At 68.1% G+C, this 20913-nt stretch carries 26 protein-coding genes, 1 other RNA gene and 1 pseudogene; 18 read left to right on the top strand and 10 right to left on the bottom strand.

All coding sequences use genetic code 11. The annotated features are described in order from the left end of the window. Positions 1-130: 130 nt before the first annotated feature. Positions 131-886, bottom strand: a complete 756-nt coding sequence (locus tag ACP696_RS06655; RefSeq protein ID WP_426043593.1) for a Crp/Fnr family transcriptional regulator — start codon at positions 884-886, stop codon at positions 131-133. Between the two features lie 163 nt (positions 887-1049). On the opposite strand from ACP696_RS06655, the gene ACP696_RS06650 reads away from it, so the two are divergent. After that, complete coding sequence (locus ACP696_RS06650) at positions 1050-1604, top strand: hypothetical protein (protein ID WP_426011057.1); 555 nt, start codon at positions 1050-1052, stop codon at positions 1602-1604. A 69-nt stretch (positions 1605-1673) separates the two neighbouring features. Here the strand turns inward: ACP696_RS06650 and ACP696_RS06645 are convergent, their stop codons facing one another. After that, positions 1674-1883, bottom strand: a complete 210-nt coding sequence (locus ACP696_RS06645) for a hypothetical protein (protein ID WP_426011058.1) — start codon at positions 1881-1883, stop codon at positions 1674-1676. Positions 1884-2037: 154 nt separating this feature from the next. Here ACP696_RS06645 and ACP696_RS06640 point away from each other — a divergent pair, with 154 nt between their 5' ends. The 3 genes from ACP696_RS06640 to ACP696_RS06630 are packed head-to-tail and all read left to right on the top strand — an operon-like array spanning position 2038 to position 3920. After that, positions 2038-2472: a TIGR02301 family protein gene (locus tag ACP696_RS06640; RefSeq protein ID WP_426011060.1), complete on the top strand. Its 435-nt coding sequence runs from the start codon at positions 2038-2040 to the stop codon at positions 2470-2472. Positions 2473-2506: 34 nt separating this feature from the next. Then, complete coding sequence (locus ACP696_RS06635; protein WP_426029985.1) at positions 2507-3460, top strand: SPFH domain-containing protein; 954 nt, start codon at positions 2507-2509, stop codon at positions 3458-3460. A 4-nt stretch (positions 3461-3464) separates the two neighbouring features. Continuing rightward, on the top strand, positions 3465-3920 hold the full coding sequence (locus tag ACP696_RS06630) for an NfeD family protein (protein ID WP_426011062.1): 456 nt from the start codon (positions 3465-3467) through the stop codon (positions 3918-3920). Positions 3921-3960: 40 nt separating this feature from the next. Here the strand turns inward: ACP696_RS06630 and ACP696_RS06625 are convergent, their stop codons facing one another. Beyond that, on the bottom strand, positions 3961-4785 hold the full coding sequence (locus tag ACP696_RS06625; protein WP_426011064.1) for a tetratricopeptide repeat protein: 825 nt from the start codon (positions 4783-4785) through the stop codon (positions 3961-3963). Positions 4786-4873: 88 nt separating this feature from the next. Here ACP696_RS06625 and ACP696_RS06620 point away from each other — a divergent pair, with 88 nt between their 5' ends. Beyond that, complete coding sequence (locus ACP696_RS06620; RefSeq protein ID WP_426011066.1) at positions 4874-6295, top strand: leucyl aminopeptidase family protein; 1422 nt, start codon at positions 4874-4876, stop codon at positions 6293-6295. Continuing rightward, the gene (locus ACP696_RS06615; protein ID WP_426011068.1) at positions 6292-7122 is read left to right on the top strand and encodes a C40 family peptidase; all 831 of its coding nucleotides are present in this window, start codon (positions 6292-6294) and stop codon (positions 7120-7122) included. The genes ACP696_RS06620 and ACP696_RS06615 overlap by 4 nt, the downstream gene beginning before the upstream one ends. A gap of 138 nt (positions 7123-7260) precedes the next feature. Here the strand turns inward: ACP696_RS06615 and ACP696_RS06610 are convergent, their stop codons facing one another. Beyond that, positions 7261-7794, bottom strand: a complete 534-nt coding sequence (locus ACP696_RS06610; RefSeq protein WP_426011070.1) for a thioredoxin family protein — start codon at positions 7792-7794, stop codon at positions 7261-7263. A 185-nt stretch (positions 7795-7979) separates the two neighbouring features. After that, complete coding sequence (locus ACP696_RS06605; protein ID WP_426011072.1) at positions 7980-8678, bottom strand: c-type cytochrome; 699 nt, start codon at positions 8676-8678, stop codon at positions 7980-7982. A gap of 157 nt (positions 8679-8835) precedes the next feature. Here ACP696_RS06605 and ACP696_RS06600 point away from each other — a divergent pair, with 157 nt between their 5' ends. Together ACP696_RS06600 and ACP696_RS06595 are read left to right on the top strand one after the other, a co-directional pair. Further along, positions 8836-9588 carry a 3-deoxy-manno-octulosonate cytidylyltransferase gene (locus tag ACP696_RS06600; RefSeq protein ID WP_426011075.1) on the top strand — a complete coding sequence of 251 codons (753 nt, stop codon included), beginning with the start codon at positions 8836-8838 and terminating at the stop codon, positions 9586-9588. Next, complete coding sequence (locus tag ACP696_RS06595) at positions 9585-10433, top strand: prephenate dehydratase (RefSeq protein WP_426011077.1); 849 nt, start codon at positions 9585-9587, stop codon at positions 10431-10433. Before ACP696_RS06600 ends, ACP696_RS06595 begins: the two co-directional genes overlap by 4 nt. Here the strand turns inward: ACP696_RS06595 and ACP696_RS06590 are convergent. Continuing rightward, a pseudogene (locus tag ACP696_RS06590) lies at positions 10416-10523 on the bottom strand (hypothetical protein); the annotation flags it as partial. The gene ACP696_RS06595 and the pseudogene ACP696_RS06590 overlap by 18 nt on opposite strands. 98 nt (positions 10524-10621) lie before the next feature. On the opposite strand from ACP696_RS06590, the gene ACP696_RS06585 reads away from it, so the two are divergent. Next, positions 10622-11041 (top strand): MAPEG family protein, encoded by a 420-nt coding sequence (locus ACP696_RS06585; protein WP_426011079.1) that lies wholly within the window; start codon positions 10622-10624, stop codon positions 11039-11041. Positions 11042-11188: 147 nt separating this feature from the next. Here ACP696_RS06585 and nudC read toward each other — a convergent pair whose 3' ends face one another. Continuing rightward, on the bottom strand, positions 11189-12142 hold the full coding sequence (nudC, locus tag ACP696_RS06580; protein ID WP_426011080.1) for an NAD(+) diphosphatase: 954 nt from the start codon (positions 12140-12142) through the stop codon (positions 11189-11191). An 88-nt stretch (positions 12143-12230) separates the two neighbouring features. Here nudC and ffs point away from each other — a divergent pair. From ffs to def, 6 genes are all read left to right on the top strand, one after another. Next, positions 12231-12329: signal recognition particle sRNA small type (gene ffs / locus ACP696_RS06575), an RNA gene on the top strand. Positions 12330-12411: 82 nt separating this feature from the next. Then, positions 12412-14268 (top strand): DNA polymerase III subunit gamma/tau, encoded by a 1857-nt coding sequence (locus ACP696_RS06570; RefSeq protein WP_426011082.1) that lies wholly within the window; start codon positions 12412-12414, stop codon positions 14266-14268. Between the two features lie 158 nt (positions 14269-14426). Continuing rightward, positions 14427-14756 carry a YbaB/EbfC family nucleoid-associated protein gene (locus ACP696_RS06565; RefSeq protein ID WP_426011083.1) on the top strand — a complete coding sequence of 110 codons (330 nt, stop codon included), beginning with the start codon at positions 14427-14429 and terminating at the stop codon, positions 14754-14756. Positions 14757-14759: 3 nt separating this feature from the next. Then, the gene (gene recR, locus ACP696_RS06560) at positions 14760-15362 is read left to right on the top strand and encodes a recombination mediator RecR (RefSeq protein ID WP_426043592.1); all 603 of its coding nucleotides are present in this window, start codon (positions 14760-14762) and stop codon (positions 15360-15362) included. A 180-nt stretch (positions 15363-15542) separates the two neighbouring features. Next, positions 15543-16829 carry a DNA recombination protein RmuC gene (gene rmuC / locus ACP696_RS06555; protein ID WP_426043591.1) on the top strand — a complete coding sequence of 429 codons (1287 nt, stop codon included), beginning with the start codon at positions 15543-15545 and terminating at the stop codon, positions 16827-16829. Positions 16830-17048: 219 nt separating this feature from the next. Continuing rightward, on the top strand, positions 17049-17570 hold the full coding sequence (gene def / locus ACP696_RS06550; RefSeq protein ID WP_426011089.1) for a peptide deformylase: 522 nt from the start codon (positions 17049-17051) through the stop codon (positions 17568-17570). 42 nt (positions 17571-17612) lie between these two features. Here the strand turns inward: def and ACP696_RS06545 are convergent, their stop codons facing one another. Beyond that, positions 17613-17972, bottom strand: coding sequence for a cell surface protein (locus ACP696_RS06545; protein ID WP_426011091.1), 360 nt, complete (start codon positions 17970-17972; stop codon positions 17613-17615). 105 nt (positions 17973-18077) lie between these two features. Here ACP696_RS06545 and fmt point away from each other — a divergent pair, with 105 nt between their 5' ends. Beyond that, positions 18078-19004, top strand: a complete 927-nt coding sequence (gene fmt / locus ACP696_RS06540; protein WP_426043590.1) for a methionyl-tRNA formyltransferase — start codon at positions 18078-18080, stop codon at positions 19002-19004. On the opposite strand, the gene ACP696_RS06535 is transcribed toward fmt, so the two are convergent. Continuing rightward, complete coding sequence (locus tag ACP696_RS06535) at positions 19001-19243, bottom strand: hypothetical protein (RefSeq protein ID WP_426043589.1); 243 nt, start codon at positions 19241-19243, stop codon at positions 19001-19003. The two genes, fmt and ACP696_RS06535, sit on opposite strands and share 4 nt — an antisense overlap. 32 nt (positions 19244-19275) lie before the next feature. Here ACP696_RS06535 and truA point away from each other — a divergent pair, with 32 nt between their 5' ends. After that, positions 19276-20022: a tRNA pseudouridine(38-40) synthase TruA gene (gene truA, locus ACP696_RS06530; protein WP_426043588.1), complete on the top strand. Its 747-nt coding sequence runs from the start codon at positions 19276-19278 to the stop codon at positions 20020-20022. Between the two features lie 78 nt (positions 20023-20100). Here the strand turns inward: truA and ACP696_RS06525 are convergent, their stop codons facing one another. Then, positions 20101-20487 carry a DUF3597 domain-containing protein gene (locus ACP696_RS06525; RefSeq protein WP_426043587.1) on the bottom strand — a complete coding sequence of 129 codons (387 nt, stop codon included), beginning with the start codon at positions 20485-20487 and terminating at the stop codon, positions 20101-20103. A 252-nt stretch (positions 20488-20739) separates the two neighbouring features. Between ACP696_RS06525 and ACP696_RS06520 the strand changes: the two genes are divergently transcribed. Beyond that, positions 20740-20913 (top strand): helix-turn-helix domain-containing protein (locus ACP696_RS06520; RefSeq protein WP_426043661.1); only part of this gene is annotated, 174 nt, incomplete at its 3' end.

Genomic DNA, 20913 nt, shown 5'->3' with positions numbered 1-20913 from the left:
AGAAGGTGCCGGCGCAGCCGACGGATGAGGGGTCGAAGACCAGATCAGCTGCGCACGGCGGTGGATAGGACGGCGCGACCCCTCATCCGACCCGCTTCGCGGCCCACCTTCTTCGGCAAGGGGAGAAGGATTAAACCTTCATTTCCGGCAGCAGCCGCTGGAAATGCGCCTCGACCTGGCCGTGGCACTCACAGGCCCGACGTTCCAGCTTGGCGCGGTCGAGGATCTCGATCTTGCCGCGGCCGGTGCGGATCAAGCCTTCATCCTGCAGGGCCTTGGCCACGGCGGTGACGGTGGTGCGTTGCACGCCCAGCATGTCGGCCAGGGTTTCCTGGGTCAGGCGGATCGTCGACTGGTTGGCCCGGTCGTGGGTCGACAACAGCCAGCGGCACATGCGCTGGTCGATGCTATGCAGGGCGTTGCAGGCCGAGGACTGCATCATCTGAGCCAACAGCACGTCGGCATAGCGCGAAAACAGGTCGTGCAAGGCGGGCGAGCGGATCTTGGCCTCCTCCAGCCGCACGGTCGGGATCGCTATCGCAGCGCCCGGAATGCGGATGATGGCGCGTCCGTAGGCGGGCTTGAAGCCGGCGCTGACGATGCCGCCGATCGCCCCTTCGCGACCGATGGAGGCGACCTCGATCTCGTCGCCGTCGCGGGTGACTACCAACAGCGAGGCCATGGTCGAATAGCAGGGAAAGATCGTCGTATGAATGTCCTCGCCCGCCTCGAACAGAACCGCGCCGGCAGTCAAGCTCATCGACTTCAGGTACGGGGCCAGTTGCGCCAGGTCGCTAGGACGCAGGGCGGCCAGCAACCGGTTGCCTTCACAGCCGGCCAGCAGGCTGGTTTGACCCAAGGTGGTGAGTTCGGCGGTGTCGGCCATGTCGCTCCCCTTTGATTGCCCAGGAGGACAGTCAAACTTTCGCGCATAAGAAGCGCGCGGCGGCGCAATGGGTTTCCTGCCCACTGGTTTCCGGTCGACGAACGCGGGTTTCTCGGTCACGCTTCCGGTCGCCTGACAGCGGGTTCTCGGGGGAGATGACACCATGCGCGATCGCGCCATTATCCGGCATCGGCTCAGCCAGTACAGCGCCCTGTGGCTGGGCGCCTTCCTGTTGGTCCTGATCATCGCGGCGGCGACCAGTCTGGTGGCCGGACTGGATCTCGTGGACGTCGCCGACCTGGTTTTGCCTGTCGGTTTCCTGCTGCTGGGCGGTGCGATGCTTTATGGAGTCGGGGCCACGGCGGTGTCGCGCGCGGCCCTGCCGACCAAGACCCTGGTGGTCGCTCTGGGCCTGTTGCTGGTGCTGCCCCTGCTGTGGGCGCCGGTGCTGGCGGTTCTGGTGGTGGCGGCGATCGGCGGGGTGGTGATCGAGTATTCGATGGCCTACGCGCAATTCCGCATCGTCGTCAGCCAGATCATCTATCCGCTGATCGCGCTATTCACCGACAGCCCTTTGGCCGGCGCTGTCTGGGCGATGTTCCAGGTAGCGGCCTCGGTGGTGGGCTTCCTGGCGTCGGCGGCCCAGGTAATCAAGACGCTGCGAGGGCTGCTGTTCGGCGGCGGCAGCGACGAGGATGCGGAGGGCGAAGCGGCCTGAACATTCCTCGTTTGTCATTTAGGACCGGCGGCCCTTCGGGCCTTGTCGGGGATGACAACGGAAGGGAAATCAGCTCAGCAGCGTTGGATGCAGCAGTTCGCCGGTGTCGTCCTGCAGATGCATCTGGACGGGGAGGCCCAAGCCGGTGGCCTGTTCGGCCAGGCTGCGGGCTGCGGTCTCGGCCTGAAGCCGCGTCGAATAGGCGCCGACCCGAAGTTGATCGCCGATGATCGCCCAGGTCTCTCCGACGCGAACCACGCCGTAATGCACTTCAGTCATGTCGACCTCCCTGCGGTGCGTTCCCCCACTTATCCACAGGGTCGCTCCGATCCGTGGCGTTCGCAAGGCCTGTGTGAGTCGTGATTTGGCCACGCGGTTCACTCAACGCGCGTGTGACGGTGACAAAGCCGCCGGCGATGAGGATAGTGCGGCCATGAACCGTCCGTTGATTTCCGCGCTCCTGGCGCTCGCCATGCTGGCCCCGGAGGGTGCGGTCCTGGCCCAAGACCGCGGCGCGGTCGAGCGTCAACGTTTGCTGGACCTGGCCTTCACCATCGGCGAGAGCCACGCCCTGCGGCAGGTCTGCGAAGGAGTCGGCGATCAATATTGGCGGTCTCGGATGATGCGGCTGACGCAGGTGGAAAAGGCCGACCAGGCCTTCGACGCCCAATTGCGCGACAAGTTCAACACCGGCTTCGCCGCGCGTCAGGGCCAGTTCGTCGAATGCGACGACGCCAGCCGCCAGGCCGAGCATACCGTGGCCCGCAAGGGCCAGGCGCTCTCGACCCGGTTGGCCCAGTCGATGCGGAACGCATCCGCCAGCGCTCCGGCGCCGGATTCCGTGGCGGACGACGGAGCGGCGCGCTAGTCTCCCTCCAACGGTTGTGGGAGGGCTTGTCGTGATGTCATTCATCGTGCCGCTGGTGCTGGTGGTCCTGGCCATCTTCCTGGTGATCAATGTGATCAAGATCGTGCCGCAGGGGCGCGAGTTCACCGTCGAGCGGTTCGGACGCTACACCCGAACCCTCAAGCCCGGCATCAGCATCCTGACCCCCTTCGCCGAGACCATCGGCCGGCGGGTCAACATGATGGAGCAGGTGCTCGACGTTCCCCAGCAGGAGGTCATCACCAAGGACAATGTCTCGGTGAAGGTCGACGGCATCGTGTTCATCCAGGTGATGGACGCGTCCCAGGCCGCCTACCGCGTCGACAACCTGATGTACGCCATCACCCAGCTGGCCCAGACCAACCTGCGCACCGTGGTCGGCTCGATGGAGCTGGACGAGGTGCTGAGCCAGCGCGACCAGATCAACACCCGGCTGCTGACCACCATCGACCACGCCACCGGCCCTTGGGGCGTCAAGGTCACCCGGATCGAGATCAAGGACCTGACACCGCCGCCGGACATCACCAACGCCATGGCCCGCCAGATGAAGGCCGAGCGCGAGAAACGGGCGGTGATCACCGAGGCCGAGGGCGAAAAGCAGTCGCAGATCGCCCGCGCCGAGGGTCAGAAGCAGTCGGCCATCCTGCAGGCCGAGGGCCGTCGCGAGGCCGCCTTCCGCGACGCCGAGGCCCGCGAGCGGGAAGCCGAGGCCGAGGCCAAGGCGACGGCCTTCGTGTCCGAAGCCATCGCCAAGGGCGACGTCAACGCCATCAACTACTTCATCGCCCAGAAATATGTCGAGGCCTTCGGCGAGCTGGCCAAGTCGCCCAACGCCAAGACCGTGATCGTGCCGGCCGACTTCGCCGGGCTGACCGGCACGGTGGCGGGCGTGGCCGAGCTGCTGAAGACCCTGGGCGGCAGCGACGCGGCGCGCACCGTCGTGCCGCCGACGCCCAAGCGCGGAGTCTGAGCCCATGCACGGCCTGATGCTGTTCTATGCGACGCATCCGTTCTGGGTCTGGCTGGCGGTGGGCGCGATCTTCCTGGCGGTCGAGGTGGCCACCGGCACCGGCTGGCTGCTTTGGCCGGCCGCCAGCGCTGGCCTGGTCGGGCTGCTGACCCTGGCCGTCTCGCCCGGTCCGCCGATCGAGATCGCCCTGTTCGCGGCCCTGACCATCGCCACAACCTATCTGGCGAGGCGCTTTCTGCAGCCGGTGCTGGAAGGCCCCCAGCATCCCGACCTCAACGACCCGACCCTGCGGCTGATCGGCCGCGACTGCGAGGTGGTCGCGGCGTTCGAGCACGGCCGCGGCCGGGTGTTCGCCGACGGCAAGGAATGGGCCGCCGTAGTCCAGGACGGCCTGCCGCCGGCGACGGGTCAGCGGGTCATGGTCGTCGGCATTGACGGGTCGGTCCTGACAGTAAGGTGACGGAATCTTCCTTCTTCCCTTGCGGGAGAAGGAGAAACCCCTACCCGCCGGCCTTCATCGCGTCCCACGAGCGGGTGGGGCTGGTCTGGCCGACGGCGGCGCGGAGCCAGGCGAGGTTGTTGTCCACCAGCTCCGGCGGCAGGTCCTGGCGGGCCAGGCGCTCGGCCTCGTCCAGCCGGCCTTGCAAGCCGACGACCAGGGCCAGGTTCTGGCGCACCTGGATGGTGGCGGTGGGCAGGGCCGAGGCCCGGCGCAGCATGGCTTCGGCGCCGGTCAGGTCGCCGCCCTGGGCCAGATGCATGGCCAGGTTGGCCAGGGCCGCAGCCTCGGCCGGGGCCAGGGCCACGGCCTGGCGGTGAGCCGCCATGGCCTCGTCGTCGCGCTTGGCCTGCTCATAGGCCACGCCGAGCAGGGATTGGGGGCGCCAGTCGCGCGGCTGCAGGACGGCGGCCCTGCGAGCCGGGTCGATGGCGTAGAAGCCCTGGCCGCGCTCGATATTGGCCCGGGCCAGTTCCATCAGGGCGTCGTAATTGTCCGGCGCGCCGATCAGCACGCGGCTGGCCGCATCGGCGGCCTCGTCGTAGCGGCCCAGCGCGCGCAACGCCTGGGACAGGCCCACGCCGGCCTCCAGGTCGCGGCCGTCCCGCTCCAGTTCGTTCGACCAGAAGGCCGCGCGGCTCAGGGGATCGGCGCGGCGCATCTCGAGCCGCTGTTCAGGGCTGGCCTTGCGCGGCGGCGACGCGGCGGCGGCCGTCGCGGCGCCGAGCGCCGGCTTGTCGGCGGCATGGGCCATCGCGCCCATCAGCAGGCTCGATGCCAGGAGGGGGGCGAGAACGGTTGCGAGGAGCGCGCGCTTGCGACACATGAAGACAGATCTCCCGACGGTTCGCGCATCCTCGCGCGCGGCCCTCAAGGAATCGTTAAGCATAAGTCTTCACCTTCAAGGCGCGCCCATGTCGGAACCGATCATCGCCCCCTCGCAACGCTCCGCCGGGGACGGGGCGGCGACGCCGATTCACTGCCTGTACGAGTCCGAGCTGGCGGCCTTCGTCGAGGCCCGGCCCAGTTTCGTCAAAGGCTACGTGGCGCTGGAGGACTTCAAGGCCAGCGCCGGCCAGGTGCTGATTTTGCCGACGCCGCAAGGGGTTGTGGACCGCGTGCTGCTGGGCCTGGGGGAAAAGGGCAAGGCCGACGCCATGCTGTTTCGCGCCTTGCCGGGCAAGCTGCCGGGCGGGGACTACCGGCTGTCGTCCGTCCCCGACGGCCTGGACGCCGGTCAGATCGCCCTGGCCTTCGCGCTCGGCAGCTACAGGTTCGATCGCTACAAGCCGCGCGCCGGTGAAACCCCGCGACGACTGGTCGCGGATGACGGCGTCGATCTTGCCGAAATCCGCGCCGTGGCCCATGCCTGCGCCCTGGCCCGCGACATGGTCAACACCCCGGCCAACGACCTGGGCCCACTGCAGATCGAGACCATCGCCCGCGAGATCGCCGAGCACCATGGGGCGACCATCGCGGTGGTGACCGGCGATGACCTGCTGGAACAGAACTATCCCGCCATCCACGCCGTGGGCCGCGCCGCCGTGCCGGCGCGCGCGCCCCGGATGATCGAGATCAGCTGGGGCGACGCGGCCCACCCTCGCGTCGCGATCGTGGGAAAGGGCGTGGTGTTCGACACCGGCGGCCTGGACATCAAGCCGTCGAGCGGCATGCGCAACATGAAGAAGGACATGGGCGGCGCCGCGCACGCCCTGGCGCTTGCCCGAATGGTGATGGCCGCCGGCCTGCCGGTGGCGCTGAGCGTGCTGGTCCCGGTGGTCGAGAACGCCATCGCTGGCGACGCCATGCGGCCGGGCGACGTGCTGGCCACCCGCGCGGGGTTGAGCGTGGAGGTGGGCAATACCGACGCCGAGGGTCGCCTGATCCTGGCCGACGCCCTGACGCGGGCGGCCGAGCTGGAGCCGGTGTTGACGATCGATCTCGCCACCCTGACCGGCGCCGCCCGCGCGGCGCTCGGTCCGCAGGTGATCCCCTTCTACACCCCAGACGATGACCTGGCCCTGGAGATCGAGGAGGGTGCGCGCAACGCCGTCGATCCCGTCTGGCGCATGCCGCTGTGGGACGGCTATCGCGAGGCGGTCGAGAGCGACATCGCCGACCTGAAGAACGACCCCGACGCCTGGGCCCAGGCCGGCTCGATCACCGCCGCCCTGTTTCTTCAGGCTTTCGCGCCGACGACCGGGGCTTGGGTGCATTTCGACATCTTCGCCTGGAACCCCAAGGCCCGGCCCGGCTACGCGGCCGGCGGCGAGGCTCAGGTGATCCGCGGGCTGTATGGCATGCTGAAGTCGCGTTTTCCGAAGGCTTCGGCATGAGCGACCCGCGCCTCACCCTGGCTCGCCCGGACTTGGCCGACCTCGACCTGCAGGGTCTGGTCGCCGCCGAACGCTACGCGGCGCCCAAGCCGCGCCAGGTCGCCATGCCGACCGCCGCCCTGCGCAAAGCTGCCCATCCGATGGCCGAGCAGTGGGACCAACTGCTGTTCGGCGAGCACTTCCGGGTGCTGGAGATCAAGGACGGCTTCGCCTGGGGCCAGGCGGCGCGCGACGGCTATGTCGGTTTCGTCGCCGAGGCCGACCTGGCGGCCCTGGGCGCGCCGGCCACCCACCAGGTGGCGGTCCCGCGCACCTATGCCTTCGCCGAGCCGAACATCAAGTCACGGCCGGCGGGCCTCTATTCGCTCAACGCCCTGACCGCCATCGAGGCTACCGAAGGCCGGTTCGCCAAGGGTGAGGGCACGGGCTGGTTCATCGCCGCCCATCTGGCGCCGGTCGGCGTGGCCCTGACCGACCATGTGGCGGTGGCGGAAGGCTATCTCGGCGCGCCCTACCAGTGGGGCGGTCGCGAATCGCTGGGTCTGGACTGTTCGGGCCTCGTCCAGCAGGCCCTGGCGGCCTGTGGCCGGGCGGTCCCGCGCGACACCGACCTGCAACGGGCCTTCTTCAAGCCGATCGCGGCCGAGGATCGTCGGCGCGGCGATCTGGTGTTCTGGAAAGGCCATGTGGCCATCCTGTTGGACGCAGACACCGTCCTCCACGCCAACGCCCACCACATGGCCGTGGCCGTCGAGCCTCTGGCCGAAGCCATCACCCGGATCGAAGCTGCGGGAAGCGGGCCGGTGACGGGGTGGAGGAGACCTTAGGCGCGGGACGCCCCCTCCGGCCCTTCGTGCCACCTCCCCCGCTTCGCAGGGGAGGAGAAATCCGAGCGTCCTCCCTTGCGAAGCGGGGGGAGGTGGCGCGCGGCGAAGCTGTGTGACGGAGGGGGCGTCCCTACAGGCCTACTTCGGCCACTGCGCCAGCCAGTCGGCCAGCGATTGGGGGGTCATGTGGCGGGCGTCTGTGAGGGCGAACAGGGCGTCGGGATTGACCAGCTTGCCCTTGGTGTCGACCACCAGGAAGGTCGGCACGCCGTTCAGCTTGTCGATGCCGTAGCGGGCCGGGATCTGCATGTTGTGGTCGTAGCGGCCGACGTTCACGGCCACGACCTCGTAATGCTTGTCGACGAAGGCCTTGAGGTCGGGCTGTTCGATCATGCCGGCGAACACCCGGCAGTCGCCGCACCAGTTGCCGCCCAGGTCGATCAGCACCAGCTTGTGCTTGGCCTTGGCGGTCTTGATCGCCTTGGCGACATCGGCCTCAGCGTCGGCCTTCTCGTCATAGGGATAGGGCAGGGGGGTGGGCAACTCGGCCAGCGACTGCAGTCTCACGGTCGGGGACTTGGCGGCCTGGGCGCTGATCGGCGCGGCGAGGACGAGGGCGGCGAGGGCGAACACCCGTACAAAGGAGGGGCGAGCGAACTTGGCGAGCGTCATGGGCGAGCGGATCCGGTGAAGCTGTAGGATCCGTTACCCTACTCACAAAATAGGAAAAGCCGGCAAGGCAGGTTTGCTGACGACGTTGCGACGGCGCCTGCAAGACAGGCGCCCTGGCAAGACCCGCAAACAAAAAGGCCGTGGGCGAACCCACGGCCTTGGATGCTTGTCGCGAAAGCGTCGGCCTATTTGACGGGCGCGGTCGCGGCCTTGTCGGCGGACGGCGACGGGGTCGTCGGAGCGCCCGGAGCCGCCGGAGCGCCGCCCGACACGGCCGTGCCGGCGGCGGGCGCCGCGGCAGCCGGAGCCCCGGCGGCAGGCAGGGCCGGACCGGCCGGCTTGGGGGCGGGCACGGGCAGGGTCGAGCCCAGGCTGTGCAGATAGGAAATCACCGCGATCCGGTCTTCCTGCTTCTTCAGGCCGACAAACGACATCTTGGTGCCCGAGATGTACTTGCCCGGACCCTTCAGGAACTGGTCGAGGTGGTCGTAGTCCCAGACCGGGTTCTTGGCTCCGAACTCGACCATGCTCGCCGAATAGGCCATGCCGGGGTGCGCGCCCGGCTTGCGGCCCACCACGCCGTACAGGTCGGGACCGACGATGGTCGCGCCGCCTTGGGCGAAGCTGTGACAGGAGGTGCACTTGGCGGTCACCGCTTGGCCGGCCGCGATATTGGCCGAAACCAGCAGGACGCTACCCCAGTCAGGCGCGACCTCGGCGGCGGGACCGCCGGCTTCGGCTTCTTCAGCCACCGCGATCTCATAGCCCGGCTTCTCGATTTCGTGCTTGGCGAAAACGATGTCCGACGCTTCCTTGAGACCGAAAATGACCAGGCCGGTCAGCAGTACGCCGCCAGCGATCTTGTTGAACGTCAGGTCGCTCATCTAAAGCCTTACCAGCCTCTTGGGGGCCGTCTGACGACAGGCCCGAGTTCGCGCCCGGAGGTTCCCCCGTACGCTCCATGTTGCGCTCGCGTCTCTTACACGCTACCGCCCCAGGCGCAACCGGCCAGCAACGGTTTTGCCCAGCATCGGCGTTTCCATGAACCCCATCGTCGTCATTCCGGCCCGCATGGCGGCCACCCGCCTGCCCAACAAGCCCCTGGCCGACATCGGCGGCGTATCGATGATCGTACGGGTTCTGCGTCAAGCCCAGGCGGCGGGAATCGGTCCGGTGGTCGTGGCGGCGGGCGATATTGCGATCCTCGAGGCTGTCCAGGCGGCGGGCGGCCAAGCCGTTCTGACCGACCCGAACCTGGCTTCGGGCTCCGACCGCATCCTGGCGGCGCTGGACGTGCTGGATCCCGACGGCGCCCACGACGTGGTGATCAACCTGCAAGGCGACATGCCGTTCGTGCAGCCCTCGATGCTGGCCGCCTGCGCCGACCTGCTGGGCGCCTATCCCGATTGCGACATCGCCACGGTCGTCGCACCGGAGGCCTCGCCGCAGGACCGGAGCAATCCCGACGTGGTCAAGGCCGTTCTGGCCATGGAACATGACGGCTTTTCCGGCCGGGCCCTCTATTTCACCCGCTCCACCCTCTATGGCGACGCGCCGATCTGGCGACACATCGGCATCTATGGCTATCGCCGCGCCGCCTTGCAGGCCTTCAACGCCGCCCCGGCCTCGCCGCTGGAGAAGCGCGAGAAGCTGGAGCAACTGCGGGCCATGGAGCTGGGCCTCGTGCTGCACGCCGCCGTGGCGCCCGAGGCTCCGATCTCCGTCGACAACCCTTCCGACCTCGATGCGGCGCGCCAGTTCGCCCTGACCCTGCACGCCGGGAACCACCCATGAGCCTCCTCAAGAAGATCGCCTTCCAGGGCGAGCCCGGCGCCAACAGCCACGAAGCCTGCCGCACCTATTTCCCCGACTACGAGGCCGTGCCCTGCGCCACCTTCGAGGAGGCGTTCGAGGCCATCAAGACCGGCGCCTGCCAGCTGGGTATGATCCCGATCGAGAACTCGATCGCCGGCCGCGTGGCCGACGTCCACCATCTGCTGCCCGCTTCGGGCCTGAAGATCATCGGCGAGCGTTTCAAGCCGATCCGCTTCCAGCTGATGGCCAATAAGGGCGTGACGCTGGAGACGGTGACGACCGCCTGCTCGATGCCGATCGCGCTCAGCCAGTGCCGCCACAGCCTCAAGAAGCTGGGCCTGGCTCACGAGAGCGCCGGCGACACGGCCGGCGCCGCCAAGGCCCTGGCCCTCAAGCCCGACCCGACCCGAGCCGCCGTCGCGCCCGCCCTGGCCGCCGAGATCTATGGCCTCGACATCCTGGCCCGCGACATCGAGGACGAACGCAACAACACCACGCGATTCCTGGTGATGACGGCGGAGAAGGCCCCGGAGGCGCCGGCCTTCACCCACCGCTGCGTGACCAGCTTCGTGTTCAAGGTGCGCAACCTGCCGGCCGCGCTCTACAAGGTGCTGGGCGGCTTTGCGACCAACGGCGTCAACATGACCAAGCTGGAAAGCTACATGGAGGGCGGCGCCTTCACGGCGACCTTCTTCTATGCCGAAGTCGATGGCCGGCCCGAGGATCGCTCGCTGGCCCTGGCCTTCGATGAGCTGAAGTTCTTCTCGGACAAGTTCGAAATCCTGGGCGTATACCCAGCCGATCCGTTCCGGGATCGGGTTTAAGCGCCGTGCGTCCTTCGAGGCGCGCTCCGCGGGCGCCTCAGGATGAGGAACGCTGTTGCTGAATTCCTCATCCTGAGGTGCGAGGCGCAGCCGAGCCTCGAAGGACGCACCGTCCCTGCCGTCGCGGCAAGCTTCGCTATTGGGCAATCGGCGCCTAACCTCCCGAAAACGATCCTGGGAGGGACGCTATGCATACGATGATCGCGCCAGTGATGGCGCTGGTGGCCTGGTCACTGCTGATCTGGCTGTGGATGTATGTCCGCCGCCTACCGGCGATGAGCAAGGCGGGGCTCAAGCCGCAGGACGCGGCATTTCCAGGCAGTCTCGACCTCCTGCCCGCCGGGGTTCGGCAGGCGGCCAACAACTACAACCACCTGATGGAGCAGCCGACCATCTTCTACGCCGCCGCCCTGGCGATCCAGGTGGCGGGGCACCTCGACGGCTGGGCGCTGCGTCTGGCCTGGCTCTATGTGGCGCTGCGGGTGGTTCATAGTTTGGTCCAGGTCAGCGCCAATGTCGTGGCGCTGCGGTTCCTGGCCTTCTCGCTGTCGACGATCACCCTGGCGGTGATGGTGGTGCGGGAGTTGGTCAGGGTGTTCGGCGGCTGAATGGGACAAGGTCCTCCCCCTGTGGGGAGGCGATCGCGAAGGCGATCGGTGGGGGGAGTTTTAGGCTCTTGCGATCTAGGGCGCGGACACTGTCCGGATCCTCCCCCTCCGGCGCCTTCGCCGACACCTGCCCCACAGGGGCAGGACTTAGTCCTCCGCCCACGCCTTGATCAGTTGGTGGGCGATCGCCAGCGGCGGCGGGGCGAAGAAGCCCTCCATCTCGCCCCTGATCAGGGCCTTGGCCTCGTCCTTGGTGAACCACTTGACCGCTTCCAGCTCGGTCTGGTCGGGGGCGGCCTGGTCGCTGTCGACGTCGGCCATCAGGCCCATCATCAGCGACGACGGCCAGGGCCAGGGCTGGCTGGAGTGGTAGCGAACGGCGGTTGCGGTCAGGCCCGCCTCTTCCTTTAGCTCGCGGGCGCAGCCTTCCTCGATCGTCTCGCCGGGCTCGATGAAGCCGGCCAGGGCGGAATACATGCCGGCCGGCCAGGCGGCCTGGCGACCCAGGAGGCATTTGCCGTCGTGCAGGGCCAGCATGATCGCCACCGGGTCGGTGCGCGGGAAGTGCTCGGTGTGGCAGGCCGGGCAGAGCCGCTTCCAGCCGCCATCGGTGACGGCGGTCTCCTGGCCGCAGGCGCTGCACCACCGGTGCTTGCGACGCCATTCGAACATCGACTTGGCGGTGGCCAATATGCCTGCGTCGGGCGGCGGCAGCATCGGGGCGACGCCTCGCAGCTCCTCGAACCGGCCCAGGCCCTGCAGCGGGCCCTCGACGGGATCGGCCGAGCCTTCGAGATCCACCGCGAACACCGCGATGTCCTTCCACAGCCCCATGAACAGCAGCCGCTCGGGCGTGCCGGCCAAGTCCTTGGCCATGTCGGCCCGCAGATAGGCGATCTGGACGCTGGCCGGCTTGTCCTCGCCATCCTTGTCTTGGGACGCAGGCGCGTCCTCGACCAGCGGCTTGCCATTCCAGAGAGCCACGGCCAGCGAATGCGGATCGTCGGCCTTCTCGGCCAGCCACGACTCGTCGCCGCGCCGCTCGCCGGCGCGGTCCAGCGGGTTGCCGGCGAAGATGTTGGTGATGATCGAAAGAGCCATGGCGTTTCTGTAGCATCCGCGACGAAGAGTCGTCACGGCCCGGCGCTTGATGTCTTGCATCCTTCACGACGAGTCGCGATATAGGCCTCGGAGATCGGCGACGGGCGAAGCGCTCGCCAATCTGGTCAGGGCCGAGAGGCAGCAGCCACAACGAGTTAACCTTCGGGTCGGCTGTCGGTCTCCACCTTCCCCCTGAAATCTGACAGCATCTGGCCTGCAAGCGCGGGCCGAGCCTTTTGCTGCGCCTCTCCGCGCTCTACAGTCGAGACATGGCCGACCACGACGACCTCACCGATTCCGCGCCGCCGTGGGATGAAGCTCCCCCTGGGGCAGAGCACGAGCGCGACGCGAACACCGCCGACATCTTCGGGGCCGCGCCCATCGCCGCGCCCGTGGCGACGCTTCCGGCTGAAGCGGCGCCCGCCGTCACACCCATGACCTCCCAGGCGTCCGATCCCGCTGCCGCCTACACCGTGCTGGCCCGCAAGTACCGGCCGCGCACCTTCGAGGATTTGATCGGCCAGGAGGCGATGGTCCGCACCCTGGCCAACGCCTTCTCCACCGGGCGCATCGCCCACGCCTTCATGCTCACCGGCGTGCGGGGGGTGGGCAAGACCACCACCGCCCGCCTGCTGGCCCGGGCCCTCAACTACGAGACCGACACCGTGCACCAGCCCTCGGTCGACCTGACCGTCGAGGGCCGGCACTGCAAGTCGATCATCGAGGGCCGGCACATGGACGTGCTGGAGCTCGACGCCGCGTCCCGCACCAAGGTCGACGAGATGCGCGAGCTGCTGGACGGCGTGCGCTACGCCCCGGTCGAGGCGCGCTACAAGGTCTATATCATCGACGAAGTGCACATGCTGTCGACGGCGGCGTTCAACGCCCTGCTGAAGACGCTGGAAGAGCCGCCGCCGCACGCCAAATTCATTTTTGCGACGACTGAAATCCGCAAGGTGCCGGTGACCATCCTGTCGCGCACCCAGCGCTTCGACCTGCGCCGGGTCGAGCCCGACGTGCTGGTCAAGCACTTCGCCAAGATCGCCGCCAATGAGGGCGCCAAGGTCGAGGAAGACGGCCTGGCCTTGATCGCCCGCGCCGCCGAGGGTTCGGTGCGCGACGGCCTCTCGCTGCTGGACCAGGCCATCGTTCAAGGCGAGCGCGGCTCCACCGTCACCGCCGCCGTGGTCCGCGACATGCTGGGCCTGGCCGACCGCGGCCAGACCATCGCCCTGTTCGAGAACGTGATGAGCGGCAAGCCCGGCGACTCCCTGGCCGGCTTCCGCGCCCTGTGGGGCTTCGGGGCCGATCCGGCGGTGGTCATGCTCGACCTGCTGGACCATTGCCACGGCGCCTCGGTGGCCAAGGCCCTGGGGCCGGACGCCCTGACCCTGCCCAAGGAACAGGCGGCCCGCCTGACCGCGATCGGGGCCCAGACCTCGGCCGGGACCCTGTCGCGGCTGTGGCAGATGCTGCTCAAGGCCCATGACGAGGTGCGCCGCGCGCCCGATGCCCGGGCCGCCGCAGAGATGGCGCTGATCCGACTGTGCTATGCCGCCGACCTGCCGGGCCCGGAAGAGGCGTTGAAGGCTCTGCGCGACGGCCTGCCCGCTGGTGGCGGTCCTAGCGGCGGCGGCGGCGGCTCGGTCGGCGGCGGCGGGAATGGCGGCGCGGTCAGCGCTCAGCCCCGGATGATGGCCGCGCCGGCCGCCTCGGCTCTTCCGGTGTTGTCGTCCTTCGACGACGTGGTGAAGCTGATCGCCGAGAAACGCGACATCGGCCTGCGGCTGGATGTCGAGCAATATGTCCGTCCGATCAGCTTCCGGCCCGGGGCGATCACCTTCGAACCCGCCCCCGGCGCGCCCGGCAACCTGGCCGGCCGGCTGGTGCGGGCGCTCAAGGAATGGACCGGCCAGCCCTGGCTGGTGGCGGCCGAGGGCGGCGGCGGGGCCGAGAGCCTGATCGAACGCCAAAAGCGCGAAGACCGCGAGGAGATGGCCTCGATCAAGTCCGACCCGTTCGTGGCCTCGGTGTTCAGCGCCTTCCCCGGCGCCGAGATCGTCGAGATCCGCAAGATCCTGACGCCCGAGGCGCCGCCGATCGAACCGGATGAGCTGGAAGAATAGAAATCTCCCTTCCCCCTTGATGGGGGAAGGGTCGGGGATGGGGGTGAAAGCGTTTCAGGATGTGGCCCTGCCGCGCCAAGGCCCGCCGACGCTGTCACCCCACCCCCAGCCCCTCCCCCATCAAGGGGGAGGGGGGCATAAGAGCGGAGCCTAGACCCATGAAAGACCTCGGCGGCCTGATGAAGCAGGCCCAGGCCATGCAGCAGAAACTGGCTGACGCCCAAGCCAAGCTCGCGGAATTGACGGTCGACGGCACCTCGGGCGGCGGCATGGTCACCGTCACGCTGAAGGGCTCGGGCGAACTCTTCAAGGTGGTGCTGGACGAGAGCCTGATCGAGCCCGGCGAAGGCGAGGTCATCGCCGACCTGATCGTCGCCGCCCATGCCGACGCCAAGAAGAAGCTCGACGCCCAGCAGGCCCAGATGATGCAGGAAGCCGCTGGCCCGATGGCGGGCCTTATGGGCGGCATGCCTGGGATGAAGTTCTAGGCCTTGGCCGCCTCCGCCGGACCCGAGATCGAGCGGCTGATCGCCCTGCTGTCAAAGCTGCCGGGCCTGGGCCCGCGCTCGGGCCGGCGGGCGGCGCTGGCCTTGCTGAAGAAGCGTGACACCCTGCTAGCGCCTTTGACGGCCGCCCTGGTCGACGCCCAGGCCAAGGTGCGGACCTGTTCGATCTGCGGCTCGCTGGACACCTCCGATCCCTGCGCCATCTGCGCCGACCAGACCCGGGATCCGCGGCTGATCTGCGTGGTCGAGGAGGTGGGGTCGCTATGGGCCATGGAGCGCGGGCAGTCGTTCAAGGGCCGCTACCACGTGCTGGGCGGGCTGCTGTCGGCGCTGGACGGAATCGGCCCCGAGGCCCTGCGGGTGGGCGAGCTGCTGAGCCGGGCGACCGGCAGCGAGATTTCCGAGGTTATCCTGGCCCTGCCGGCCACGGTAGATGGCCAGACGACCGCGCATTACCTGGCCGATCGGCTGATCCCGTCGGGGGTGTCGGTGACCATGCTGGCGCGAGGGGTGCCGGTGGGCGGCGACCTGGACTGGCTCGACGATGGGACGATCGCCCAGGCGTTGCGGGCCCGGCGGCCGGCTTAGAGCTCGCACACTTGCCCCCACCCGACGGCTGCGCCGTCTGTCCGCCCCATAGGGGGCGGAGCCTCCAGCGCGGCTTCAACCAAAGGCTCTTCCCCCTGTGGGGGAAGACGACCGCGAAGCGGTCCGTAGGGGGCAAGTCCACCGCTTCCTAGATCCCCCGACTCCCTATAGGAACGGAGCATGAACTTCTCCGATCCCTTCCTGATCCTCACCCTGGTCTTCGCCCTGCTGGCGCTCGGCGCCGTGCTGTGGGCCCTGGCCAGCCAGAAGCGGGCGACCACCGCCGACGGCCGCGCCTGGGAGCTCAACGCCCGGCTGGTCCAGGCCGACGAGCGGGCGCGGCTGCTGGAGGACCAGGCGATCACCCAGGGCGAGCTGATCCGCGCCCAGGCCGCCCAGCAGGCGACCATGACCGCCAACACCGTCGCCGAGGCGCTGATCAAGCGCACCGAGGAGAACTTCAAAAGCCGCGAACTACTGTCTCAGGCCCGTCTTGAAGCTCAGCTGAAGCCGGTGGCCGAGACCCTGGCCAAGTTCGAGGCCCAGGTTACCGCCGTCGAAAAGGCCCGCGCCGAAGAGACCGGCGGCCTCAAGGCCCAGATCACCGCCCTGATGGAAGCCTCGGTGGCCACCCAGTTCGAGGCCCGCAAGCTGTCGGCCGCCCTGCGGCGCGGGGCCGGCGTGCAAGGCCGCTGGGGCGAGCAGACTTTACGTAACGTTCTTGAGGCCGCTGGCCTCACGAACCGCTTCGACTTCGAGGAGCAGTTCAGCGTCGAGAGCGACGAGGGCCGTCGCCGGCCCGACGTGAAGGTGAAAATGCCCGGCGGCGGGGTGTTCGTCATCGACGCCAAGTGCTCGCTCAACGCTTTTCTGGAGGCCCAGGAGGCCACCGAGGATTCCCTGCGCGAAGCCGCCATGATCCGCCACGCCGCCAGCGTCCGGAACCACATGCAGGGCTTGTCGGCCAAGGCCTATTGGGACCAGTTCGCGTCCGAAGGCTCGCCCGACTTCGTGGCGATGTTCGTGCCCGGCGACGGCTTTCTCGCGGCCGCCCTGGACCGCCTGCCCGACCTGATGACCGAGGCCATGGACCGCCGGGTGCTGCTGGTCACCCCCACCACCCTGTTCGCCCTGTGCAAGGCCGTCGCCTATGGCTGGCGGGCCGAGGACCAGGCCAAGAACGCCGCCAATATCGTGGCTGTCGGTCGCGAGCTCTACAAGCGGATCGCCGTGATGGGGGCCCATGCCGGCTCGGTGGGCAAGGCGCTGGAGGCGGCGGTCGGTCGCTACAACCAATTCGTCGGCTCGCTGGAAAGCCAGGTGCTGACCCAGGCCCGCCGCTTCGAGGACCTGTCGGTGGACCACGAGGGCAAGGAGATCGGCGAGCTGACGCCGGTCGAGGGCTCGGTACGGCCGCTGATCAAGCTGGCGGTGGACGAAACGCCGAAGCTGCAAGCGAACCTCTAGCGCTTTTTTCTCCGCTCACCCCGGCGAATGCCGGGACCCAGATTGGATGGCTCTGAGGCTGAGGCCATGAGCGCTGAGCCCCTCCAATCGGCCACACCGCTACGGGATCGGGGTCCCGGCATTCGCCGGGATGAGCGGATTTTGAAACAGGCGTGACGCTCCCCCGCGCCCTTCCGTCGCCTTGACGCTGAACCGCGCGGCCCTTACCTGAGCACCATCATGGCTATACGTCGCATCCTCACCGTCGATAACGCCGCCGATCTGGCGGTTCTCAAGCAGGTCTCCAAGGACGTCCCCGCCGTCGATGACGGTCTGCGCGCCCTGATGGATGACATGCTGGAGACGATGTACGACGCCCCCGGCATCGGCCTGGCGGCCGTGCAGGTGGGCGAGCCGCTCAACGTGATCGTCATGGACCTGGCCCGCGAAGGCGAGCCGCCGGCTCCGCTATATTTCGTCAATCCCAAGATCACCTGGGCGTCGGAAGAGCTCTATGTCTACGAAGAGGGCTGCCTGTCGGTGCCCGAGGTCTACGACGAGGTCGAGCGTCCGGCCAAGGTCAAGCTGACCTATCTGAACTATCAGGGCGAGACGGTGGAGGAAGAGGCCGAGGGCCTCTCCGCCGTCTGCTTCCAGCACGAGATGGACCATCTGGCCGGCGTGCTGTTTATCGACCATCTGTCGCGCCTGAAGCGCGACCGGGCGATCAGCAAGGTCAAGAAGGCCCGCCGCGCGGCTTAGCTCTATCGGGGACACGCCCGAGGACGTGTCCCCGTCCGTGATTTACCGCGTCGCCTTATGGACTTCTTGCTTGGCGTCCTGGCCGGCTTCCTTGGCTTCGCGATTGAGGTCGCCCGCCGCTTCCTTGGTGGCGTCGCCCGCCTTGGCTCCGGCTTGTTTGGTCGCATCGACGGCTTCACCCGCCGCGACCTTGACGTCGGCGGCGGCTTCCTTGGTGCTTTCCTTCAGGGCCGTGCCGGCTTCCTTGACGTCGGGATCGTTCTTGATGTCGGTGGCGGCCTGCTTGATCTCGGAGCCGGCGGCCTTGGCGCCTTCCTTGATCTGGGCGGCGTGCTCGTCCGAGCAGGCGGCCAGCGAGAGGGCGGCCAGGCCGGCGGCGGCGATGAGGGCGATGGAGCGCATGACGGTTCTTCCTTGGAAAAGGTCGCTTCCTAGAACGGCGGTCCATGGTGAAGGTTCCGACTCTCAAGCTTTCCCCAGGACGCCGAGCCGTCTAAACCGGCGGCCATGCGCATCGCCTTCCTCGGGACGCCCGAATTCTCCGTCGCCTGCCTGGCCGAACTAATGTCCGCCGGGCACGAGATCGCCTGTGTTTACAGCCAACCCCCCGCGCCGCGCGGTCGCGGGCAGGACCTCAAGCCCTCGCCGGTCCACGCCTTCGCCGACAGCCTGGGCCTGCCAGTCCGCACGCCGGTGTCGATGAAGTCGCCCGTGGAGATCGCAGCCTTTCAGGCCCTGGACCTCGACGCCGCCGTGGTGGTGGCCTTTGGCCAGATCTTGGTGGCCGAGGTGCTCGACGCCCCGCGCCTGGGCTGTTTCAACCTTCACGCCAGCCTGCTGCCCCGTTGGCGGGGCGCCGCGCCGATCCAGCGGGCGATCATGGCCGGCGACGCGGTGACCGGGGTCCAGGTGATGCGGATGAGCGTCGGCCTCGATGAAGGCCCCGTGCTGATGGGCGAGCAGGTGCGGATCGACGCCTTGGAGACCGCCGGCTCGCTGCACGACAAGCTGGCCGCCGTCGGTTCGCGCATCCTGCCCGTCGCCCTGGCCGCCATCGAGCGCGGCGGGGCCCGCGAGACGCCGCAGAGCGACGAGGGCGTGACCTACGCCAAGAAGATCAAGCCCGCCGAGGCTCGCATCGACTGGACTCGCTCGGCCGCCGAGGTGGACTGCCACATCCGCGGGCTTTCGCCTTTTCCCGGAGCCTGGTTCGAGGCGCCGTCGGACAAGGGGCCGGTGCGGGTCAAGGCCTTGCTGTCGCGGGTCGAGGACGGTGACGGCGCGGCGGGCGCGGTGCTCGACGACGCCCTGCTCATCGCCTGTGGCGACGGCGCGGTGCGCCTGCTCAAGGCCCAGCGCGAGGGCAAGGGCGCCCAGGACGCCGAGGTCTTCGTTCGAGGCTTCCCGCTGGCAGTAGGGACAGCTCTGGCCTAGGTTTTGAAGGCAAACTCTTTGCCGAGGATCAGCCAAAGTTCTCTGGCGCTGTCCTCCGACAGTTGAATTGTCTGGCTCACCTTGCCAGGGATTTCCCGCTGTTGAGACCCGAGCGTGTCGATTTGAAGGACCCGCTTTTGTCCATCATGGGAGAACACCTTGTAGTGGCCCACGACGTCGGTTCGTTGGAGTTGGCCGCTAGCTTGCGGCTTTCGTTGGAAGCTTGTGATAAGCGCCATTGGTTTCCTCGTTTTAGGTCAAGCCAGACTAGATGCCCCGCTACCGCCTGACGATTGAATATGACGGCCGGCCCTATAACGGCTTCCAGGCCCAGGCCGCGCTGCCGTCGGTGCAGGGGGCGATCGAGACGGCGGTGAAGGCGTTCTGCGGCCAGGAGATCCGCATCGCTGCGGCCGGCCGCACCGACACCGGCGTCCATGCGACGGCCCAGGTGGTCCATGTCGATCTCGAGCGCGACTGGCCCGCTCAGACGGTGATGAACGCCCTCAACGCCCACCTGGCGCGCGAGGCGGTCAGCGTGCTCGACGCGGTGGTGGTGACGGGCGACTGGCACGCCCGCTTCTCGGCGGTCGAGCGTCGCTACCTCTACCGCATTCTCAACCGCCCCGCCCCGCCGGCGTTGGAGGCGGGCAAGGTCTGGCACGTCAAGAAACTGATCGACGCCGAGGCCATGCAGGCGGCGGCCCGGCATTTGGTGGGCCTGCACGACTTCACCACGTTTCGTGACATGGCCTGCCAGGCCAAGTCGCCGCTGAAGACGCTGGACGTGGCGCGGGTGTCGCGCGTCGGCGACGAGGTGCATCTGGTGTTCGAGGCGCGGTCGTTCCTGCATCGCCAGGTGCGGTCGATGACCGGGACCCTGGCCGAGGTCGGGATCGGGCGGTGGAGTGCTCAGGACGTGCGCGAGGCGCTGGAAGCCAAGGATCGCACGGCCTGTGGGCCGGTCGCGCCGGCCGACGGACTGTATCTGACGGGGGTGGGGTACGAAGGGGAGTGAAGACCCCCTCGGGCGCTCGCGACGGCTCCCCAGAGGGGGAGATGGCGCGGAGGGCTGGAGGGAGTCTTGCGTGCTCGTTTAGTCCATCAACTCGGCCGGCACCTTGCCGCCGTTTTCCGAGAGCTTCTTGATTACCTGCTTGTGCAGCCAGATGTTCATGGCCGCGCTGTCGTTCTTGTCGCCGCTATAGCCCAGCTCGTCGGCCAGTTCCTTGCGCTCCGACAGGCTACTCTCCATGCCGACCAGCTTCATCAGGTCGACGATCGAATGGCGCCAGTCCAGCTTCTGCCCGGCATTGGCGGCCATGTCGTCGAGCGAGGCGGTGACGTCGATGACCTGCGGGGCTGGGGCGGGCGCGGCGGCGGTCGGAGCGGCTTGCGGCGCGGGCGTCGGGGTGGTCGGCGCGGGGGCCGCCTTGGGCTTGTGATGGAAGATCTTGTCCATGATGTTGCTGAAGATGCCCATGGTCGCCGTGCTCCTGATTGGAAGATGAGCCGGGTCAACGCGCTAAGGCTGTGATTGGGTCCAAGCGCGTTTCCTGCCGGTGCGGCATCGCCCTTTTTCTCCGCTCATCCCGGCGAATGCTGGGACCCGGATGGAATGGCTTTGGGGCTGACGCCACGGGCTCTGAGCCCCTCCGATCCACCACACCGCTATGGGATCTGGGTCCCCTGAGTTCACAAACGAAGTGCAACACTCTCTGACCGAGGTGTTGCGATGGGACAAGCCTATGATCACCTCACGCTCGAGGAGCGGTGTGAGCTTGCCCGGCGTCGTGAAGCGGGTGAGACGATCCGACAAATCGCTGCGGCTCTGGGTCGCTCGCCATCGAGCATCTGCCGTGAGCTGAAGCGTAATGGCGCGCCCAAGGCCGCCTACAAGCCCGTGCTG

The sequence above is a fragment of the Caulobacter sp. DWR3-1-2 genome (genome assembly GCF_049896225.1).
In the GTDB taxonomy this organism is placed as follows: domain Bacteria; phylum Pseudomonadota; class Alphaproteobacteria; order Caulobacterales; family Caulobacteraceae; genus Caulobacter.
Note: the sequence above shows the minus strand (reverse complement) of the source record. Positions and strands in the feature narration are given on the sequence as shown.

Bases quoted from the DNA above. Each gene is read 5' to 3' on its own strand.
- ACP696_RS06655 (WP_426043593.1), bottom strand. From the start codon at position 886: ATGGCCGACACCGCCGAACTCACCACCTTGGGTCAAACCAGCCTGCTG.
- ACP696_RS06650 (WP_426011057.1), top strand. From the start codon at position 1,050: ATGCGCGATCGCGCCATTATCCGGCATCGGCTCAGCCAGTACAGCGCC.
- ACP696_RS06645 (WP_426011058.1), bottom strand. From the start codon at position 1,883: ATGACTGAAGTGCATTACGGCGTGGTTCGCGTCGGAGAGACCTGGGCG.
- ACP696_RS06640 (WP_426011060.1), top strand. From the start codon at position 2,038: ATGAACCGTCCGTTGATTTCCGCGCTCCTGGCGCTCGCCATGCTGGCC.
- ACP696_RS06635 (WP_426029985.1), top strand. From the start codon at position 2,507: ATGTCATTCATCGTGCCGCTGGTGCTGGTGGTCCTGGCCATCTTCCTG.
- ACP696_RS06630 (WP_426011062.1), top strand. From the start codon at position 3,465: ATGCACGGCCTGATGCTGTTCTATGCGACGCATCCGTTCTGGGTCTGG.
- ACP696_RS06625 (WP_426011064.1), bottom strand. From the start codon at position 4,785: ATGTGTCGCAAGCGCGCGCTCCTCGCAACCGTTCTCGCCCCCCTCCTG.
- ACP696_RS06620 (WP_426011066.1), top strand. From the start codon at position 4,874: ATGTCGGAACCGATCATCGCCCCCTCGCAACGCTCCGCCGGGGACGGG.
- ACP696_RS06615 (WP_426011068.1), top strand. From the start codon at position 6,292: ATGAGCGACCCGCGCCTCACCCTGGCTCGCCCGGACTTGGCCGACCTC.
- ACP696_RS06610 (WP_426011070.1), bottom strand. From the start codon at position 7,794: ATGACGCTCGCCAAGTTCGCTCGCCCCTCCTTTGTACGGGTGTTCGCC.
- ACP696_RS06605 (WP_426011072.1), bottom strand. From the start codon at position 8,678: ATGAGCGACCTGACGTTCAACAAGATCGCTGGCGGCGTACTGCTGACC.
- ACP696_RS06600 (WP_426011075.1), top strand. From the start codon at position 8,836: ATGAACCCCATCGTCGTCATTCCGGCCCGCATGGCGGCCACCCGCCTG.
- ACP696_RS06595 (WP_426011077.1), top strand. From the start codon at position 9,585: ATGAGCCTCCTCAAGAAGATCGCCTTCCAGGGCGAGCCCGGCGCCAAC.
- ACP696_RS06585 (WP_426011079.1), top strand. From the start codon at position 10,622: ATGCATACGATGATCGCGCCAGTGATGGCGCTGGTGGCCTGGTCACTG.
- nudC (WP_426011080.1), bottom strand. From the start codon at position 12,142: ATGGCTCTTTCGATCATCACCAACATCTTCGCCGGCAACCCGCTGGAC.
- ACP696_RS06570 (WP_426011082.1), top strand. From the start codon at position 12,412: ATGGCCGACCACGACGACCTCACCGATTCCGCGCCGCCGTGGGATGAA.
- ACP696_RS06565 (WP_426011083.1), top strand. From the start codon at position 14,427: ATGAAAGACCTCGGCGGCCTGATGAAGCAGGCCCAGGCCATGCAGCAG.
- rmuC (WP_426043591.1), top strand. From the start codon at position 15,543: ATGAACTTCTCCGATCCCTTCCTGATCCTCACCCTGGTCTTCGCCCTG.
- def (WP_426011089.1), top strand. From the start codon at position 17,049: ATGGCTATACGTCGCATCCTCACCGTCGATAACGCCGCCGATCTGGCG.
- ACP696_RS06545 (WP_426011091.1), bottom strand. From the start codon at position 17,972: ATGCGCTCCATCGCCCTCATCGCCGCCGCCGGCCTGGCCGCCCTCTCG.
- fmt (WP_426043590.1), top strand. From the start codon at position 18,078: ATGCGCATCGCCTTCCTCGGGACGCCCGAATTCTCCGTCGCCTGCCTG.
- ACP696_RS06535 (WP_426043589.1), bottom strand. From the start codon at position 19,243: ATGGCGCTTATCACAAGCTTCCAACGAAAGCCGCAAGCTAGCGGCCAA.
- truA (WP_426043588.1), top strand. From the start codon at position 19,276: ATGCCCCGCTACCGCCTGACGATTGAATATGACGGCCGGCCCTATAAC.
- ACP696_RS06525 (WP_426043587.1), bottom strand. From the start codon at position 20,487: ATGGGCATCTTCAGCAACATCATGGACAAGATCTTCCATCACAAGCCC.